Source organism: Halosolutus sp. YCN4, from assembly GCF_059736495.1.
Genome location: NZ_JCASSM010000005.1, coordinates 189,238 through 206,035, shown reverse-complemented (window position 1 = coordinate 206,035; position 16,798 = coordinate 189,238). Strand labels below are relative to the sequence as shown.

The window sequence follows — 16,798 nt, the reverse complement described above, 5'->3', positions numbered from 1 at the left end:
GCCGGCGATCGGACGCACGGACAGCGGTCGAACGGAGACGACGATCGGACGACTCGACTGCTGTCGGCCCGATCCCGACTCGCGTTCACAACTCGAGCAGCCGAGGCCGCGAACGACGCGGAGGGCCTCGCGCTGGCGGGCGGTCAGCGCCCCGGCGACGGCGTCGCCACCGTCGTACTCGCCGACTCCGTGGACGATCGGTTCGATTCCGTCGGAGATCTGCGCCAACGCCCGTTTGAGATCGGCGGCCTCGCCGACGACGGGAACGGGGACCGACGGGTCGATCGGTAGTCCCCGACCGATCGGCGAGGTCTCGATCGTCGACGGTGCGCGGGAGTCGCCGTCACGCATACTTCTTTCACCGATGGGAGATATTTACTCGATATATGAGTAATGCAGACGATCGCGTTCGGTTGGGCGTCGTCGGACTCGGGTTCATGGGACAGACACACGCCGCCAACGCCGAGGCGTTCGGCCACGACGTCGTCGCGGGTGTCGACCTCGTCGCCGAGACGCGCACGGAGTTCGCGGAGACGTACGACGCGCGGACCTACGAGGAGTTCGCGGAGATGTACGACGGCGAAAACCTGGACGCGGTCGCAGTCTCGACCCCGAACACCTACCACGAGGAGGCGGTCGTGGCGGCGCTCGATCGCGGCTACGACGTCCTCTGCGAGAAACCCCTCGCGGACGACCTCGCGAGCGCCGAGCGGATCGCCGACGCGGCCGCCGAGGCCGAGGGCTTCTGCGCGGTGAACTTCCACAACCGCGTGGCGACGGCCCCGGCGGTGTTCACCGACTACCGGGCCGACGACTACTTCGGCGAGATCACCCACGTCGACGCGAACTACGTCCGCCGTCGGGGCATCCCCGGCGTCGGGTCGTGGTTCACCAGCGAGGACCTGGCCGGCGGCGGTGCCGTCGTCGACATCGGCGTCCACGCGATCGACTTCGCGCTCTATCTCATGGGCTATCCCGACGTGAAAGAGGTCTTCGCCGTCACTCGGACCGAATTCGGTCGGCGCGAGGACTACGTCGATCCCGGGGACTGGTACGACGAGACCGAGGACGCGGTGTTCGACGTCGAGGACTCGGCGACGGCGATGATCCGCTGTGCGGACGATCGGACGATCTCGCTCGAGGTCACCTGGGCCGCAAACCAGGCCGAGACGACCGACTTCGTCGTCCGCGGCACCGAGGCCGGCGCCGAACTGGAACTCGGCGGCGAGGCGCTCACCCTGTATCGAAGCGGCACGCAGGGGACGGACCACAACCTCGACGCGACGCTGACCGAGGGATCGATCGACCACACCGGCTGGGAGGGTAGCGACGGGCAGTTCCTCGAGGCCGTCGCCGCAGGGTCTCCCCACGGACTCGGCACCGTCGAGCAGGCGCTGACCGTCCAGCGCGTGATGGACGCCATCTATCGCTCCGCCGAGCGAGGGACGTCCGTCTCGATCGACTGATCGGCGTCCGTCGAGCAGAGTGGGTGGCCCCAACCGGCTAGCTTTTACTCGCCGCCGGTCCAGCATCCGATAGATGAGCGACGGCCCCCACATCCTGCTGACCAACGACGACGGCATCGACGCGCCCGGCCTCCGCGCGCTGGCCGACGAACTCTCGTCGATCGGCTCGATCCGGGTGCTCGCACCCGCGGACAACCGGAGTGCGGTCGGCCGCTCGCTCACGTACGGTCGAACGGCGGGCGAGGACGACGAGCCAACGATCGGGTTCGCGGACGCGCAGTTCTCGAGTCCGGTCCCCCACGCCGACCACGACCTCGGCTACGCGATCGACGGGACGCCCTGTGACTGCGTCGTCGTGGGGCTTGGCGCGCTCGACCCCGAACCCGACGTGGTGGTCGCCGGCTGTAACCCCGGCGCGAACCTCGGGGCGTACGTCCTCTCGCGGTCGGGCACGGTCAGCGCCGCGATGGAGGCCGCCTTTCTCGATACCCCGTCGATCGCCGTCTCGATGAACACGCTCGACCACGACGGGGACCTCACGCCCGACTCGTTCGCGGAACCGGCGACGCTGACGGCCGACCTCGTCGAATACGCGCTCGCGAACGACGTCTTCGAGCGCGTCGACTACTTCAACGTCAACACGCCGGGCCCCCACCAGGAGACGCGGGCCGTCGAACTCACGCGCCCGTCCACGGTCTACGAGATGGACGGCAGCGTCGAGGACGGCCAGTTCCGGCTCCACAACCGACTCTGGGAGCAGATGGCCGACGGATCGATCCCCGACGACCCCGGCACCGACCGCCGGGCGATCCTCGCCGATCGAACCAGCATCTCGCCGCTGTCCGTGCCGTACCGATCGGTCGATCACGAGGCGCTCGATCGGTTCGTGGCGGACTACAGCGTCTGATCGGGCACCGATCGACCCGTCGCTGGACGTCTCTCGGGGTCACCATTGTCAGAAAACGCGATCGCCGAGACTCAGTCGCCGCTCTCGTCGTCGACGATGACCTCGACCGGTTCGTCGTCGGTGTCGTCGGGGCTCTCGCCCGCGCCCTGTTCCTGTTGCCAGAGGAGCGCGCCGGCGACGAGGACGACGATCCACGACCGCCAGTTGGCGAGGTTCAGCGTGTAGCCGACGCCGAAGGGTTTCTCGACGAGCATCCCTTCGCCGGGCCGCCAGTACGACGAGAGCATGCGCCCGATGCTCGGTCGTTCGAAGTTGTACGGTACCCCGAGAATCTCACCGGAGGTGGGCTTGTCTGCCATAGGCGAACGTACGGCCTCCCCCGATAAGAGTATTGTGTGCCCGTCTCGATCCCGGAAATTGTTCAGTCCCGATCCCTGATCACTCTTCGGGGTTCGCACCGGGCACTGCGTCGGCACTGGCGTCCGGGTCCTCCAGTTTACGGAGTGCCGTCTCGAGGCCCGTGACGATCCCGGTTTGCATCGTCTCGATCGCCATACTCGGCTCGCCCTCGTCCCGTGCGGCTGCTTGCGCGTGCGAGAACGGGACGTGGACGAACCCCGCCCGGAAGTCGCGGGCCGTCGTCTCGGCGAGGTGTCGCGCCGCGTACAGCAGGTTGTTACAGAGGTGGGTCCCCGCGTCCGTCGAGAGCCGCGTCGGGACGCCCGCGTCTCGCATCGCGTCTTTCATCTCCCGCACCGGGAGCGTCGCGAAGTACGCGTCCGGACCGTCGTCGACGACGGGGTCGTCGACGACCGTTCGATCGGCGTTGTCCGGAACCCCGGCCGTGTCCCGGAGGTTGATCCCGACCCGTTCGATCGTCAGCGCGTTACGGCCGCCGGCCAGTCCGAGGCCACAGACGATCGCGGGATCGTGTTCCTCCACGGCGGTCTCGAGTTGCGGTGCCGCCCGATCGAACGCGACGGGGAGTTCCCGGCCGACGATCGACCCGGTGCCGACCTCGGTGCCGTCGAGCCGCGTCGCGAGCCGGAGTGCGGGATTCCGCTCGAACTCGCCGAACGGTTCGTACCCCGTAAGCAGAACGTCACTCATCGATCGGATCTGGACCAGTCCGGACAAGAGCCTCCCGATTTCCGATCGCCGGCCGTCGATCTCCCGCCGCCGGCTCACCGGGCAAAACGGTCGTTCCCCCGTCGAGCGGTTCCGAGATAGCTATTTAGGCGAGGATTTCGTACGTGTATCGATGGGTTCCGAGCTTACGTGTCCGGACTGTGAGACGACGATCGAATCGAAAGCGCAACTCGTCGAGGGCCACGAGGTGACCGAAGTCGAGTTCGACGGGAACGACATCAGCCTCTACGGGAACCGCAATCTGTTCCTCTGCAAGAACTGTAAACGACCGCTGGGCATCCCGAAATAATTTCCGGGGTCTGCTCTCATCACGGGACTGCGGCGGGAACTGGCTGCTCGGGATCGATCGACCGGGGAGTCCTGTCCGCTCGAGTGACTACGAATCAGCGTCGTCGATGTACCGCCCGCGTCCTTCGATCTCCCGGAGCCGATCGAGAACCCGCTCCTCCCCGGCCTCGCGATACCCCTCGCGGACGGCCTCCCGAAGGGGGTCGGGATCGGCCGCGGTGCCGACGAGGCTCTGGTCGAAGACGTGGAGATCCATCGCGTAGTCCTCGACGTGATCGGTGTGGTAGCCGAGGCCGAAGTCGATGAGGGACGTCCGCGCGGGGCTCGTGCGCACGTTTCGCGTCGTCGGATCGCCGTGAACGAACCCGGCCCGGTGCAACAGCGCGAGGTGCCGGCCGACGTCACGGACTCGATCGGCGGCGTCATCGTCGCCTGCCCGGACGATCGCCCGGAGGTCCCGATCGCCGACGTACTCGAGTTCCAGTCGCGACTCGTGGGGATCGACGTCCGAGAGCACCGGCGTCGGCACGCCTTCACGCCGGGCGAGACTCGTCAGCCGGGCCTCGATTCGGGTTCGTTCCCGGCGGAGCCGATCGTCCAGTTCCGGATGGCGGTAGGTCTTGGCCTCGCGGCGTTTCGTCACCCGGCCGGCCCCGGGATCCAGGTCGACGATCGCTTCGGCGCCCTGCAGCGGGCCGTCGCCGTGACCGGGGGCGAGGTCCGGTTCGTCGGTCCGCCAGGTAACCGGCACCTGGTCGGGCCGGAAGTCCGGATCGACGCGGGAGTCCTCGATCGCGAGGGTGTCGCCCGCGTCGTACATCTTCGCCCCCAGGACGGCGATCATCCCTGCGTTGTCCCGCAGGAATCGCGGCTCGGGCGCGTGGAACTCGGCTCCGCGCTGCGTGCACATCTCACCGAGCATCTCGCGGAGACGCGCGTTCTGTCCGACGCCCCCGCCGAGGACGAGTTCGTCGCTGCCGGTCAGCGAGAGCGCCCGTTCAGAGACCTCGGTGAGCATTCCGAAGATCGTCTCCTGGAGCGAGTAACAGACGTCCTCGACCGGTACCCCGTCGTCGTAGGCCTGCTTGGCGGCGCTCATGATCCCCGAGAAGGAGAAGTCCATCCCCTTGACGACGTAGGGCAGGTCGACGTACTCGCCGTCCTCGGCCGCCCCCTCGACTTTCGGTCCGCCCGGATGGGTCCAGCCGACGTGGCGGGTGAACTTGTCGATCGCGTTGCCGACGCCGGTGTCCATCGTCTCTCCGAGGACGCGATAGCGGCCGTTGCGGTAGGCCAGCAGGTGCGCGTTCGCGCCGCTCGCGTTCAGACAGACCGGCGAGTCGAAGCCGGACGTGTGGCGGCCGATTTCGAGGTGGGCGACCATGTGGTTCACCCCGACCAGCGGTACCTCGAGGGTCTGGCTCAGCGATCGGGCGGCCGTCCCGACCACGCGCAGACAGGGGCCGAGTCCGGGACCGCGGGAGAAGGCGACGACGTCGATCGGGGACTCGGCGTCGGGCCGATCGCTCGTCTCGCGAGCGTGATCCAGTGCCGTCTCGACGATGCGCGGGATCGCGTCGTGCATGTGTTCGGCGGCCTCGCGCGGGTGAATGCCGCCGCTCTCGGGCTGGTAGGCGTCGCTCTCGATGAACACCTCGTCAGTCCCGGAATCGTAGACGGCCCCGCTGGCCGCCCAGGCGGTGCCCTCGATCCCGAGCACTCGAATGCCAGTGCTCACGACTCGGTGGGAGTGACGGCGTTATTCCCACTCGGTGTACCCACACTTGCCGCAGTGGGTCCGATCGCCGTGGTCGGCGAGGAACGCGTCGCCACAGCGAGGGCACTGCTCGCGGTCCGTGCTGCCGTCCTCGTCGTAGAGTTCGTAGCGCGCCATCTATGCTTCCTCCGCTTCGGCGTCCGCCTCGGTTTCCTCTTCGACGCCGATCTTGTTGCGCTCGAGCATGTGGTCCTGCTCGACTTCGCGGGCGTAGTCGGCCGTGTCGTAGACCTTCGCCCGGCCGACCGTCTTGCGCATCCCGAACTTGGTGTCGAGTTTGCGGATGACGACCTCGTCGGCGTCCTTGTTCAGCTTCGCGGCGAGGCTGTCCCGGACCTGCAGCCGTTCGGGCGTCGCGTCCTCGTGTGACAGTTCGAAGGTCACGTCCGTTCGATGCAACATGGGGTTCTCCTCCTCGGAGATGATGTCGACGTCCATGATATCACTCAGTTACCCTACTATCCCCGTGTAGCGCCTAAAAGGATTTCGAAGCCGGGGGGCTATCGCCGCTCCGGCCGACGGACGTCCTGCCCCGATCTTCGAGCGAGCAGGCTCTCACAGCCGGAACCGATCGAAAACCGGTCATCTGGACGGACATACAGGCGCACGGCGTCATTCCTTTACGTCCGTTCGGATCGTCCGTGCTAGCATGGACACAGAAACGATCGTCTTCGGCGGCCTGCTCGGCGTCCAGGTCGTCGGCTCGCTGGTACTCGTCCTCGGGTTCTTCCTGCAGGGCGTGGGTCCGCTCGTGGCCGTCGGTGGCCTGCTAATCCTCGCGAGCGTCGTCGGCCTGGCGTTCACCGCGACGCTCGTCGACGAGGACGACCACACGGTCCACGTCCCCGATCGGCGCGGCGGTCTCATTCCGGGGCTCGGCCGCGACTCGGACCGGTAACGACTCCGACTGAACGGCCGGGATGGGAGTCTTCCCTTCGATTTTTTGGAATTAACGGGCCGATCGATCGCCGTTCGGGACCGTGCGGATCAGCCTCGTTATGGTCCCCACTCACGCCGCCGCGATCGTCGCGGTCCTCGATCGGCAGGCCGACCTGGCGTGAGTCACGCCGACAGCACGACCAGTCCCCGCGGCGTCAGCGTCTCGAGGTCGTCGGTCCAGTCGATCGGGACGCGCTCCCATCGATCGCCGAAGTCCCGAGTCACGAACAGCCCGCGGTTAGTCACCCCGTAGACGACCCCGTTCTCGCCGGTCGTTTCGAAGACGGCTCTGACGACCCCTTCGCCCGTCGGCAGTCCGCGGTCGTCGAGGCGCTCCCAGTCGGCGTCGGCACCGTCGCGCCGGTAGACGTGCGAGTCGGCCCGATCGGGCGTGTGGGCCGTCCGCGCGCCGGCCGCGCTCGAGACCAGGACTCGATCGGGGTCGGCGGGATCGGGAACGACGCTCCAGCAGTAGCGGTGGTCCAGTCCCGCCTGCGGCTGGTGCCAGCGTTCGCCGCCGTCGTCGCTCTCGGCGTAGCCGTCGCCCGCGGCGGCGTAGACGCGCCCCTCCCGATCGGGGTGGGCGGCGAGACTGTGGTTGTCCCGACGGGAGCCGGGGGGCCGCTCGGTCCACGTCTCGCCGCCGTCGGTGCTGTAGACGAACGCGCCGGCCTCGACGCCGAGCCAGAGCCGATCGGGGTCGAACGGGTCCACCTCGAGCCATCGGACGTGGTGGGTGTAGGGGCGGGGCGGGAAGTACCACTCCGAGGCGGACGGCAGGTCGGTCAGGCCGTCGAGGTGGGTCCAGGAGTCCCCGCCGTCGATCGATCGGTAGACCCGACTCGGTTCGGTGCCCGCGTAGACGACGTCGGGATCGTGGGGACTGATCGCCAGCGACATCACGGCGACGTCCTCGCTCGTATCGTCTCCATCGGATGCGGACTCCCGCTCGTCGAACCCGGCGTCGACTCGATCGAACGAGTCCCCGCCGTCGGTACTCCGGCGGAGTCCGCTCCCGAAGGTCCCGACGAAGACCCGGTTCGGCCGCTCCGGGGTGGCCGCGACACACTCGAGGTCGTAGCCCCGGAGCGCCGTCGCCGTCTCCCACTCGCCGGCCGCGGTTCCCTCGCAGACCAGGAGTCGATCCCGCATCGCGACGTAGCCGATCGTCATAGCTAGCGCTACGAGGTCTGCGGTGAGAAACGTTGTCCCGATCGATCGGGACACGGGAACGCCGTACGATCGTGTGGGGTACGGGCCTCGAAGTGGCCCGTTGCAGTGGGCGGACACCCTACCGTCGGGATTCGATCGCCCACTCTCCCGAATAGTGGCTCCGGCTCCCGGAGCGCAGATCAGTCGTCGTCCGAGGTCGTGATATCGGCCGAGAGGCCCTGTGCCATCTCGATCTCCTTCGAGTTGTTCATCGTCCAGGCGGTGCGCTCGGTGACCGCTTCGATCGCTTCGCGGGCGCTCGGGTAGCCGTTGCCGGACTTCTTGACGCCGCCGAAGGGCAACTGGACCTCGGCGCCGATACAGGGCAGGTTCGCGTACGCCAGGCCGAGGTCGGCGTGGTCGCGGAAGTAGTTGATCTGGCGGTAGTCCTCCGAGATGATCGCGCCGGCCAGCCCGTAGGGGGTGTCGTTGTGGATCTCGACGGCGTCCTCGATGTCACCCGAGTACTTCAGGAGGGCGACGTGCGGGCCGAAACACTCCTCTTTGAGACAGCGCAGGTCCGTGTCGTAGTCGATCTCGTAGACGAACGGGCCGACCCAGTGGCCCTCGCTGTGGCCGTCGGGAATCTCCGCATCGTCGAGTTCCGCTCGATCGACGAGCACCTCGGCGCCCTCGTCCCGCGCCAGCTGGTTGTGGCGATGGATCTTCTCGACGTGGTCGGCCTCGATCGCGGGCCCCATGAACGTGTCCTCCTCGAGGGGATTGCCGACCGCGACCTTCTCGGCGACGTCGACGTACCGTTCCTTGAACTCGTCGTAGACGTCCTCGTGGACGATCAGCCGTTCGGAGGAGACGCAGCGCTGGCCGGTCGTCTTGAAACTCGACATCACCGCGGAGTGGACCGCGATGTCGAGGTCCGCTTCTTCGGTGATGACGATGCCGTTCTTGCCGCCCATCTCGCAGGCCGCGAGTTTGCCGGGTTCGCCGCCGACCTTGCTCGCGATCTCGTGGCCCACTTCGGCGGATCCGGTGAAGAGGACCGTATCCACGCGCCCGTCGTCGGTGATGGCCGCGCCGGCGTCGCCGAAGCCCTGGACCATGTTGAACACGCCGTCGGGGATGCCGGCGTCCTCGAACATCTCGGCGATGATCTGGCCGCACCACGGCGTCTGTTCGGCGGGTTTCCAGACGACCGTGTTCCCCTCGACCAGCGCGATCGCCATGTGCCAGAACGGAATCGCGACCGGGAAGTTCCACGGCGTAATACAGCCGATGACGCCGCGAGGTTTCCGGCGCATGTAGGCGTCTTTGCTCCCGATCTCGCTGGGGACCACGTCGCCGTGGGGGTGGCGCGCGTTGCCCGCCGCCCACTCGACCATGTGGTAGGCCTCGATGACGTCCGCGCGGCCCTCGCTGATCTCCTTGCCACACTCCTTCGTGACGATTTCGGCGAGTTCCTCGGTGCGTTCGCGCAGTTCGTGATAGATGTCCCAGAGGTACTCCGCTCGATCGATGTTGGAGAGTTCACGCCACTCCTCGAAGGCGTCTTCCGCGGCCGCGAGCGCCGCGTCGACGTCCGATTCGGTGCCCTGCTGGAACCGCGCGAGTTCCTCCCCCGTCGCCGGGTTCTCGCTCGCGAACGTCTCGGTTCCGTCGCCCTCGACCCACTCGCCGTCGATGTGGTGTCCGTACACCTGCTGTTGCTGACTCATGGACGGCGGTTCGACCGACGGGATAGAATAACGCGACCCGCCCATGGGAGGGTGGTGATTCGTGAAACGAGACCTTCTTGATTCGTCACTGACTGACAGTGAACGTGAGCCGACCACTTCAGGGAACGCGGCTGACACTCGAGCTGTGGCACCCGAACTGCTGGGCGATCGAATCGACCGACCGCGTCGGCGGGGGTATTCTCGCACACGCGATTTACAACGCACCGACGGCGGAGGAACAGCCGGTCAACGGCCTGTTCACCGCGTTCGGCGAGACGACCGCCGAGGTCGAGGCCTTGCTCGACGAGATTCGCGAGTCGCCGCTGGCGGGCGAGGTACTCGAACTCCAGGAACGGTTCGGACGGCGGCAATCGTCCTCGCTTCCGGGGAACGTCGTCACCGAGTTCTTCCTCGAGTACGATCCCCAGGACATGATCTGTCCGACGCTCCTCGAGCACGGGTTCATCCACAGTGCGCCCGTTCGAATCGAGGCGGGACAGGAGTACTGGGAGGTCTGTTTCGCCGGCGATCGAGACGAGATCGAGACCGCTATCGACGGCGTCTGCGAGTCCGGCGGCGCGGAGGTTTCGATCGAGACCATCACGAGCAGGCCGGCGGGGGACTCCGAGCGCAAACGACGGATGGACGCGCTCACCAGTACACAACGAGAAGTCTTCGAACTCGCGCGCGATCGGGGCTACTACCAGTGGCCCCGCGGCGTCTCGACCCGCGAACTCGCCGCAGAACTCGACATCTCGAAGACGACCTTGCTCGATCACCTGCGCAAGGCCGAATCGAAACTCCTCGATCCCGACGATCCGTTCGAGTGACCGGACGACCGGTTGTAGTAGCAACTGAACGTCACTGCGCACCTGATCGCAGGACGGCTGTGCGATCAGTGTGTAAATCGTTTCAGTTGCTAGCTAACGATCGCTCGAAGGGCGAACAGCGCGTTCTCCTTGCGTTCGCGGACGCGCCGATAGAAGTACGACAGCCACTTGTCCCCGTAGGGAACGTACTGGTAGACGTCGTACTCCGCGGCGAGGTCGTGCTGGGCGTCCTCGCGGACCCCCATGAGCATCTGGAACTCGAAGGACGTGTCGTGTTCCGCGGCGAGGCTTTCGACGTACTCGATCACGTCCGGGTCGTGACTGCCGACCGCGATCCCGTCGTCGAACGTCTCGAAGGCGAACGCGAGCAGGTCACGATACGCTTCGTTCACCTGCGCTTTCTTCTTGTAGGAGACGTCGGCCGGTTCGTCGTACGCGCCCTTGACGAACCGCACCTTGCCGGGGACGTCGGCGAGTCGCTCGACGTCGTCGCGGGTCCGTTTCAGGTTCGCCTGGATACAGACGCCGACGTTCCCGTCGGTTTCCCGTGCGTGGTGTTCGAACGCGTCGAGCGTGACGTCGGTCGTCGTGTAGTCTTCCATGTCGATCCAGACGAAGACGTCGTGTTCGACGCCCGCGTCGACGATTCGGTCGAGATTGGTCCGGAAGACGTCGTCCCCGATATCGAGGCCGATCTGCGACGGTTTCACCGAGACGCAGCAATCGAGTCCGGCGCGGTCGATCGCCTCGACGAGTTCGACGTAGGCGTCGGCGTCCGCGGCCGCTTCCGCCGGATCGTCGTAGTGCTCGCCGAGTAAGTTCAGGATGCCCGCGATACCGTCCTCGTCGAGATCGTCGACGTGTGCCAGCGCCCCCGACTGGGATTCGGCGGCGACGAAATTGTTCGCAACTGGGAGAAGCATTGTCGGACGATCGAACTGGGACGGGGTAAACGGCCACCCGACCATAGACGCCCGATCGGGGTGGGGGAGCGTGCCCGCCGTACTCGTTCGCCCGCGACGAACCACTGCGAGCGGCCTTCGTGATGCCGGTCGCCGGTCGACGCGGGGTCGGGTCTCGTCCGGCAATCCGGTGGCCATCGACCGCGTTGACCATGGTCGGTGGTGCTATTAATGAGGGGTACTCACAACTCAGAGCGTAGCTATGTCGGATGATGGCACATCACTACAGAATCGGAGAGACGTTCTGACGTACGGCAGTGCCCTGGGGGTGGCGGCACTGGCCGGCTGCGTCGGGACGACGGACGAAGAGGGGGACGAAAACGGGGACGGGGATTCGGACGCGTACACGATCGGGATGGTCGACTCGCTGACCGGTTCTCTGGCGGACTTCGGCGAACGGAACCAGCGCGCCGTCGACCTCGCGCTCGAGCACGTCAACGATGTCGGCGTGAAGGGACAGGAACTCGATATTACCGTCGAAGACTCCGAGAGCGAAGCCCAACCGGGCGTCTCCGCGGCACAGAAACTGGTCAACCAGGACAACGTCCCGTTCCTCATCGGGGCGGTCGGCTCGGGGGTGTCGATGTCCATCTACGAGAGCGTCGTCCAGGGAACGGACGTCGTCCAGTTGAGCCAGAACTCGACCGGACTCGGCCTGACCGACCAGCCGGGACTCCTCCGGATGTCCCCGAGCGGACGGACGCAGTCGGTCGCACTGGCGGACATCATCAGCGAGGACGGGTACGACGAGGTCGCCGTGACCTACATCAACGACGAGTTCGGTGAGAGCCTGTACGAGGCCTTCGAAGAGGCCTACGACGGCGACGTCGTCTACGAAAGCTCCCACGACGGCGAGGGCGCGTCCTACACCAGCCTGGTCTCGGAGATGGACAGCTCCGGGGCGGAGGCGTGGCTCTGTATCACCTACCAGCAGGAGTTCGCGACGATGGTCACGGACATGTACGAGAACGGGTACGAGGCCCAGCTGTACGGGGCCGACTCCAACCGGGGGGACACCGTGATCGAGAACACGCCCGAAGGCAGCATGGACGGGATGAAACTCGTCGAACCGGCGGCTCCCGAAAACCAGGACAACTACCAGGAGTTCGCGACCGCCTTCGAGGAGGAACACGACGAGGCCCCGACGGCCTGGTCCGCGTTCGCCTACGACTGCGTGATCACCGCCGCCCTCTCTATCCAGGCCGCAGACGAGTTCACCGGCGAGGCGCTCGGGGAGGTCGTCCGCGACGTCACTCGACCCGACGGCGAGGAAGTGTTCTCCTACGAGGACGGCCACGCGATTCTCGACGACGGTGGCTCGGCGTCGGACATCGACTACCAGGGCGTCAGCGGCCCGATCGACTTCGACGAGAACGGGGATCCGCGGGGCAGCCTCGTCGTGATGGAGGTCCAGGACCACGACTACGAAGCGATCGAGTTCCGGGAATCGTAACCGGTCTCTCACAATGTCCCTTATCGAATACGCTGCCAACGGACTGGTATACAGCAGTATCATCGTCCTCGGGAGCATCGGTCTCTCGCTGATCTACAGCATCGCCGGCTTCGCGAACTTCGCTCACGGCGATACGATGACCGTCGGCGCGTACGCGACACTCGTCGCGTTCGGCGTCGTCGGGAGCGTCGGGTTCAGCGTCCTCGGACTGCCGATCGGCTTCTTCATCGCGTTGCTGGTCGGACTCGCGGTCGCGGCGGCGGTCGCGATCGTCACCGAAAAGCTCGTCTACGAACCGCTCGACATCGGCTCGATCGGCCTGCTGATCACGTCGATCGGGGTCGCGTTCGTGTACCGCGCGCTGATCCAACTCGGATTCGGCGCGGACTCGATCCGGTACGACGTCGGGTTCGTCCAGCCGATCGAGGCGCTGTTACCGTACGGGATTCGGATGACCCAGCACGACGTCGCGATCGTCATCTCGGCGGCCGTCCTCGTGGCCGGCCTTCACACCCTGTTGCAACACACGGATCTCGGACGGAAGATGCGCGCGACGGCCGACAACCCGGACCTCGCGCGGGCCAGCGGCATCCGGACCGGCCGCGTCAAACGCTGGTCGTGGATCATCGGCGCCGGACTGGCGGGTGCCGGCGGCGCCTTTCTCGGCCTGTTCAACGTCCTCGAGCCCCGGATGGGGTTCAGCGTCCTGCTGGTCATCTTCGCCGCGGTGATCCTCGGCGGGATCGGCTCCGTCTACGGCGCGATGCTCGGCGGGTTCGTCATCGGCATGGTCGTCGAGATGATGCCGCTACTGACCGACGTCGGAATCCCGATCGGGATCAAGTACGCGAACGCGGTCGCGTTCGTCATCATGGTCGCCGTGTTGCTCGTCCGGCCGACCGGGATCGCCGGACAGGCTATCGGCGGGGAGGGGGTCTAGCGTGGGCGCGCTCGCCGACCCCCGCGGCTACTGGGAGGACCTGACGGCCACGGAGCAGTGGGTCACGGCCGCGATCGGACTGATCGTGCTCGGACTCGTTCTCCTCCTGCTCATCGGGATCCTCAGCCCGTCGTACTTCCTCTTCCTGTTCGGTCTGGCGGGGATGTACGCGCTCCTCTCGTTCGGGCTGAACGCCCAGTGGGGCTTTACCGGCCTCATCAACTTCAGCGTCGCCGCCTTCTTCGGGCTCGGTGCCTACGGCGCGGCCCTGATGACCGGGAGCAACTCGCCGATCGCCGGGGGCTACGACCCCATCTTCGGCGTGGTCGTCGCGCTCGTCCTCGCGGCTGTCGTCGCGGTGGCCATCGGGATCCCGACGCTTCGACTGCGGACGGACTACCTCGCGATCGCGACGCTCGGACTGGCGGAAGTCGTCCGGCTGATCGTCAACCACGAAAGCCAGTGGACCAACGGGAGCGCCGGAATCCGCGGCATCCCGACGTTCTTCGAGTCGTGGCCGGTGCTCGGTACCTTCCCCGACGTGATGCCGGGGCTCGAGATCGAACTCGTCCCCGGGTCGCCGATCGTCCTCGGCTACTCGTTCTGGCAACAGTCGCTCAACGTCGCGTTGTTGCTCGTGTTCCTCGGCGGCGCGTTCGCCGTGCTCCGACGGGCGCAGCGATCACCGTGGGGACGACTGCTCCGGACGATCCGATCGGACGAGGACCTCGCTAAGGCGCTGGGAAAGAACACCTACTCGTACAAGATGCAGGCGTTCGTCCTCGGCAGCCTGATCATGGCGCTCGCGGGCGTCTTCTACGCCCACCTGAACCTCTTCGTCGACCCCGGCCGACTCGACCCGATCACGACGTTCTACGTCTGGGTCGCGGTGATCCTCGGGGGCAGCGGTTCGAACCGTGGCGCCCTGCTCGGCGGCTTCGTCGTCGTCGCCATCCGGGAGGGGTCCCGGGCCCTCAACGACGTCTCGTGGCTCCCGATCGAGGGGGCCCCGATCAGGCTGCTCGCGATCGGACTCCTGATCATTCTGGTCATGCGGTTCCGGCCGCAGGGAATCCTGCCGCCACAGCGGGAACTGATCTGGCCGAGCGCGGTCGACAATGCCGCACCGTCCAGGCCCGATCGTGGCGTCCGCGAGGCGAAGGGAGGTGGTTCCGATGACTGAACTGCTCGAAGAGACGCAATCGACCGACGATGCGGACGCGAGTACGGCCCGGACGAACGCCGACATGTCGAAAGACGACGTCGTGCTCCGGGTCGAGGACCTCCAGAAGTCCTTCGGCGCGCTCGTCGCGACCGATCACGCGACGTTCGAGGTCGAACGCGGCACGATCACCGGGCTCATCGGCCCCAACGGGGCCGGCAAGTCGACGCTGTTCAATCTCGTCTCCGGCTTCTACGAGCCGGACGGCGGCACCGTTACGGTCAACGGAACCGACGTGACGGGGGCCGAGCCCTACGAGGTGGCAGACCACGGCCTCATCCGGACGTTCCAGACCCCGCGCAAACTCGAGGGGATGACCGTCCGGGAGGCGATGCTCGTCGGCCCGCAGGACCAGCCCGGCGAGTCGTTCCTCACGCTGTTTACCTCGCCCGACACCGTCGCCGAGGCCGAGCAGCGCAACCTCGAAGACGTCGAACGGATCCTGGCGGAGTTCGAGATCGACCACCTCGCGACCCAGCCGGCGACCGACCTCTCGGGCGGTCAGATGAAGCTGGTCGAACTGGCCCGCGCGATGCTGGCCGAGCCGGAAATTCTCCTGCTCGACGAACCCGTCGCGGGGGTCAACCCTACGCTGCGGAACAAACTCGCCGAGCAGATTCGCCGGCTCAACGAGGAGGGGACGACCTTCCTGTTGATCGAACACGACATGGAGTTCGTCATGAGCCTCGCCGATCCGATCGTCGTCCTCGACCGGGGAAGCGTGCTCACGGAAGGACCGCCGGCGGCGATCCAGTCCGACGACCAGGTTATCGACGCTTACCTCGGGGGTGGTGGCGCGTGAGCGCTCCCGTCCTCGAACTCGACGGCGTCGACAGCGGGTACGGCGAGGTGCAGGTGTTGGACGACTGTACGTTGCACCTCGATCCGGGCGAAATCGTCTGCCTGATCGGACCCAACGGGGCCGGCAAGTCGACCGTCCTCAAGACGGCGTTCGGCATGCTGTCGCCGTGGACCGGGAGCGTGCGCTATCACGATCGGGAGATCGGTGGAATGGCCCCCGAGGACATCGTCCGCGAGGGGATCGGCTTCGTTCCCCAGACCGAGAACGTCTTCGGCTCGCTCACGATCGAGGAGAACCTTCGTATGGGCGGCGTCGCCCGCGACGACGACCTCGAACCGGTCCTCGAGACGCTGTACGATCGGTTCCCGCTGTTAGACGAGAAGCGATCGGCGAAAGCGCGGAACCTCTCGGGCGGCCAGCGGCAGGTGCTCGCGCTCGCCCGCGCGCTCGTCATGGAACCCGACGTGCTCCTGATCGACGAACCTTCCGCCGGCCTCGCGCCGAACACCGCCGACGACGTCTTCGCGGACGTCCTGGAGGTCAACGCGATGGACACGGCGATCCTGATGGTCGAGCAGAACGCCAAGAAGGGACTGGGTATCTCCGATCGGGGTTACGTCCTCGATCAGGGGACGGTCCGGTTCGAGGACGAGGCCGACGCCCTGCTGGACAACGAGGAAGTGTCGAAACTGTACCTCGGCGGCTGACGGCGGTCACAGAGGTCCTGCTTCGGCGGTCAGCGGCTCCGGTCGTTCGGGTGGTCAGCGGTCTCGATCGGCCGTTTCGCGGACGTGTCTGATCGACTGTTTTCGAACGAATGTGTCGAACGAATCGCACTGGGGAGCGCTCCCACAGTCGCGACTCGAACTGTGAAAACGAACCTCGACGAAATCGCCGAGGATGCTATGGGACGTCGCGATCGCTCCGATCGCGAGTCAGTCCGCCCCCGCACACTCACCCCAGCCACAGGCGGGACAGGTGAGGCGGTCGCCGGAGGCGGTCATGGTCGTTCCACACTTCAGACAGCCGGTCGCGTCGAGTGATGCGTTCCGATCGGTCATTGGGATGGCCACCCCGGTTCGATCCGGGCGGCGCTACTGGGTGGCAGTCGTCCGACGGGGATAAGCACGGTCCCCACCATGGACGGTCCTGGAGTCGATCGTTCACGCCGGCAACTG

The 16,798-nt window shown here is 66.5% G+C and carries 19 protein-coding genes; 10 read left to right on the top strand and 9 right to left on the bottom strand.

What is annotated here, in order from left to right; all coding sequences use genetic code 11:
* Positions 1–386: 386 nt before the first annotated feature.
* Together AC6I6X_RS18725 and surE are read left to right on the top strand one after the other, a co-directional pair.
* Positions 387–1,466, top strand: a complete 1,080-nt coding sequence (locus AC6I6X_RS18725) for a Gfo/Idh/MocA family protein (protein ID WP_497932074.1) — start codon at positions 387–389, stop codon at positions 1,464–1,466.
* Between the two features lie 73 nt (positions 1,467–1,539).
* Positions 1,540–2,373, top strand: coding sequence for a 5'/3'-nucleotidase SurE (gene surE / locus AC6I6X_RS18720; protein WP_497932073.1), 834 nt, complete (start codon positions 1,540–1,542; stop codon positions 2,371–2,373).
* A 71-nt stretch (positions 2,374–2,444) separates the two neighbouring features.
* Here surE and AC6I6X_RS18715 read toward each other — a convergent pair whose 3' ends face one another.
* Together AC6I6X_RS18715 and pcp are read right to left on the bottom strand one after the other, a co-directional pair.
* On the bottom strand, positions 2,445–2,732 hold the full coding sequence (locus tag AC6I6X_RS18715; RefSeq protein ID WP_497932072.1) for a DUF5808 domain-containing protein: 288 nt from the start codon (positions 2,730–2,732) through the stop codon (positions 2,445–2,447).
* 79 nt (positions 2,733–2,811) lie between these two features.
* Entirely contained in the window at positions 2,812–3,483 is a 672-nt protein-coding gene (gene pcp / locus AC6I6X_RS18710; protein ID WP_497932071.1) for a pyroglutamyl-peptidase I, read from the bottom strand.
* A gap of 151 nt (positions 3,484–3,634) precedes the next feature.
* Between pcp and AC6I6X_RS18705 the strand changes: the two genes are divergently transcribed.
* The gene (locus tag AC6I6X_RS18705) at positions 3,635–3,811 is read left to right on the top strand and encodes a hypothetical protein (RefSeq protein WP_497932070.1); all 177 of its coding nucleotides are present in this window, start codon (positions 3,635–3,637) and stop codon (positions 3,809–3,811) included.
* A gap of 87 nt (positions 3,812–3,898) precedes the next feature.
* On the opposite strand, the gene AC6I6X_RS18700 is transcribed toward AC6I6X_RS18705, so the two are convergent.
* The 3 genes from AC6I6X_RS18700 to AC6I6X_RS18690 are packed head-to-tail and all read right to left on the bottom strand — an operon-like array spanning position 3,899 to position 6,025.
* Positions 3,899–5,548 (bottom strand): bifunctional N(6)-L-threonylcarbamoyladenine synthase/serine/threonine protein kinase, encoded by a 1,650-nt coding sequence (locus tag AC6I6X_RS18700; protein ID WP_497932069.1) that lies wholly within the window; start codon positions 5,546–5,548, stop codon positions 3,899–3,901.
* Between the two features lie 21 nt (positions 5,549–5,569).
* Positions 5,570–5,704 (bottom strand): 30S ribosomal protein S27ae, encoded by a 135-nt coding sequence (locus AC6I6X_RS18695; protein ID WP_250140424.1) that lies wholly within the window; start codon positions 5,702–5,704, stop codon positions 5,570–5,572.
* Positions 5,705–6,025 (bottom strand): 30S ribosomal protein S24e, encoded by a 321-nt coding sequence (locus AC6I6X_RS18690; RefSeq protein WP_497932068.1) that lies wholly within the window; start codon positions 6,023–6,025, stop codon positions 5,705–5,707.
* Positions 6,026–6,236: 211 nt separating this feature from the next.
* Here AC6I6X_RS18690 and AC6I6X_RS18685 point away from each other — a divergent pair, with 211 nt between their 5' ends.
* Positions 6,237–6,485 (top strand): hypothetical protein, encoded by a 249-nt coding sequence (locus AC6I6X_RS18685; RefSeq protein ID WP_497932067.1) that lies wholly within the window; start codon positions 6,237–6,239, stop codon positions 6,483–6,485.
* A gap of 164 nt (positions 6,486–6,649) precedes the next feature.
* On the opposite strand, the gene AC6I6X_RS18680 is transcribed toward AC6I6X_RS18685, so the two are convergent.
* Both AC6I6X_RS18680 and AC6I6X_RS18675 read right to left on the bottom strand, forming a co-directional pair.
* Complete coding sequence (locus AC6I6X_RS18680) at positions 6,650–7,699, bottom strand: WD40/YVTN/BNR-like repeat-containing protein (protein WP_497932066.1); 1,050 nt, start codon at positions 7,697–7,699, stop codon at positions 6,650–6,652.
* A gap of 179 nt (positions 7,700–7,878) precedes the next feature.
* Positions 7,879–9,411 (bottom strand): aldehyde dehydrogenase family protein, encoded by a 1,533-nt coding sequence (locus AC6I6X_RS18675; RefSeq protein ID WP_497932065.1) that lies wholly within the window; start codon positions 9,409–9,411, stop codon positions 7,879–7,881.
* 98 nt (positions 9,412–9,509) lie between these two features.
* Here AC6I6X_RS18675 and AC6I6X_RS18670 point away from each other — a divergent pair, with 98 nt between their 5' ends.
* Positions 9,510–10,241, top strand: coding sequence for a helix-turn-helix domain-containing protein (locus tag AC6I6X_RS18670; RefSeq protein WP_497932064.1), 732 nt, complete (start codon positions 9,510–9,512; stop codon positions 10,239–10,241).
* A gap of 89 nt (positions 10,242–10,330) precedes the next feature.
* Here AC6I6X_RS18670 and AC6I6X_RS18665 read toward each other — a convergent pair whose 3' ends face one another.
* Positions 10,331–11,164 carry a proline dehydrogenase family protein gene (locus tag AC6I6X_RS18665; RefSeq protein ID WP_497932063.1) on the bottom strand — a complete coding sequence of 278 codons (834 nt, stop codon included), beginning with the start codon at positions 11,162–11,164 and terminating at the stop codon, positions 10,331–10,333.
* A 241-nt stretch (positions 11,165–11,405) separates the two neighbouring features.
* Between AC6I6X_RS18665 and AC6I6X_RS18660 the strand changes: the two genes are divergently transcribed.
* The 5 genes from AC6I6X_RS18660 (at position 11,406) to AC6I6X_RS18640 (ending at position 16,327) form a co-directional block, all read left to right on the top strand.
* On the top strand, positions 11,406–12,656 hold the full coding sequence (locus AC6I6X_RS18660) for an ABC transporter substrate-binding protein (protein ID WP_497932062.1): 1,251 nt from the start codon (positions 11,406–11,408) through the stop codon (positions 12,654–12,656).
* 13 nt (positions 12,657–12,669) lie between these two features.
* Complete coding sequence (locus tag AC6I6X_RS18655; protein WP_497932061.1) at positions 12,670–13,596, top strand: branched-chain amino acid ABC transporter permease; 927 nt, start codon at positions 12,670–12,672, stop codon at positions 13,594–13,596.
* A gap of 1 nt (position 13,597) precedes the next feature.
* Positions 13,598–14,779, top strand: coding sequence for a branched-chain amino acid ABC transporter permease (locus AC6I6X_RS18650; RefSeq protein WP_497932060.1), 1,182 nt, complete (start codon positions 13,598–13,600; stop codon positions 14,777–14,779).
* A gap of 64 nt (positions 14,780–14,843) precedes the next feature.
* Positions 14,844–15,620, top strand: coding sequence for an ABC transporter ATP-binding protein (locus AC6I6X_RS18645; protein WP_497932226.1), 777 nt, complete (start codon positions 14,844–14,846; stop codon positions 15,618–15,620).
* On the top strand, positions 15,617–16,327 hold the full coding sequence (locus tag AC6I6X_RS18640) for an ABC transporter ATP-binding protein (protein ID WP_497932059.1): 711 nt from the start codon (positions 15,617–15,619) through the stop codon (positions 16,325–16,327). The genes AC6I6X_RS18645 and AC6I6X_RS18640 overlap by 4 nt, the downstream gene beginning before the upstream one ends.
* Before the next feature lie 228 nt (positions 16,328–16,555).
* On the opposite strand, the gene AC6I6X_RS18635 is transcribed toward AC6I6X_RS18640, so the two are convergent.
* Complete coding sequence (locus tag AC6I6X_RS18635; protein ID WP_265339168.1) at positions 16,556–16,681, bottom strand: hypothetical protein; 126 nt, start codon at positions 16,679–16,681, stop codon at positions 16,556–16,558.
* Positions 16,682–16,798: the final 117 nt, after the last annotated feature.

Bases quoted from the DNA above. Each gene is read 5' to 3' on its own strand.
- AC6I6X_RS18665 (WP_497932063.1), bottom strand. From the start codon at position 11,164: ATGCTTCTCCCAGTTGCGAACAATTTCGTCGCCGCCGAATCCCAGTCG.
- AC6I6X_RS18660 (WP_497932062.1), top strand. From the start codon at position 11,406: ATGTCGGATGATGGCACATCACTACAGAATCGGAGAGACGTTCTGACG.
- AC6I6X_RS18715 (WP_497932072.1), bottom strand. From the start codon at position 2,732: ATGGCAGACAAGCCCACCTCCGGTGAGATTCTCGGGGTACCGTACAAC.
- pcp (WP_497932071.1), bottom strand. From the start codon at position 3,483: ATGAGTGACGTTCTGCTTACGGGGTACGAACCGTTCGGCGAGTTCGAG.
- AC6I6X_RS18705 (WP_497932070.1), top strand. From the start codon at position 3,635: ATGGGTTCCGAGCTTACGTGTCCGGACTGTGAGACGACGATCGAATCG.
- AC6I6X_RS18675 (WP_497932065.1), bottom strand. From the start codon at position 9,411: ATGAGTCAGCAACAGCAGGTGTACGGACACCACATCGACGGCGAGTGG.
- AC6I6X_RS18685 (WP_497932067.1), top strand. From the start codon at position 6,237: ATGGACACAGAAACGATCGTCTTCGGCGGCCTGCTCGGCGTCCAGGTC.
- AC6I6X_RS18655 (WP_497932061.1), top strand. From the start codon at position 12,670: ATGTCCCTTATCGAATACGCTGCCAACGGACTGGTATACAGCAGTATC.
- AC6I6X_RS18645 (WP_497932226.1), top strand. From the start codon at position 14,844: ATGTCGAAAGACGACGTCGTGCTCCGGGTCGAGGACCTCCAGAAGTCC.
- AC6I6X_RS18635 (WP_265339168.1), bottom strand. From the start codon at position 16,681: ATGACCGATCGGAACGCATCACTCGACGCGACCGGCTGTCTGAAGTGT.
- AC6I6X_RS18680 (WP_497932066.1), bottom strand. From the start codon at position 7,699: ATGACGATCGGCTACGTCGCGATGCGGGATCGACTCCTGGTCTGCGAG.
- AC6I6X_RS18690 (WP_497932068.1), bottom strand. From the start codon at position 6,025: ATGGACGTCGACATCATCTCCGAGGAGGAGAACCCCATGTTGCATCGA.
- AC6I6X_RS18695 (WP_250140424.1), bottom strand. From the start codon at position 5,704: ATGGCGCGCTACGAACTCTACGACGAGGACGGCAGCACGGACCGCGAG.
- surE (WP_497932073.1), top strand. From the start codon at position 1,540: ATGAGCGACGGCCCCCACATCCTGCTGACCAACGACGACGGCATCGAC.
- AC6I6X_RS18725 (WP_497932074.1), top strand. From the start codon at position 387: ATGAGTAATGCAGACGATCGCGTTCGGTTGGGCGTCGTCGGACTCGGG.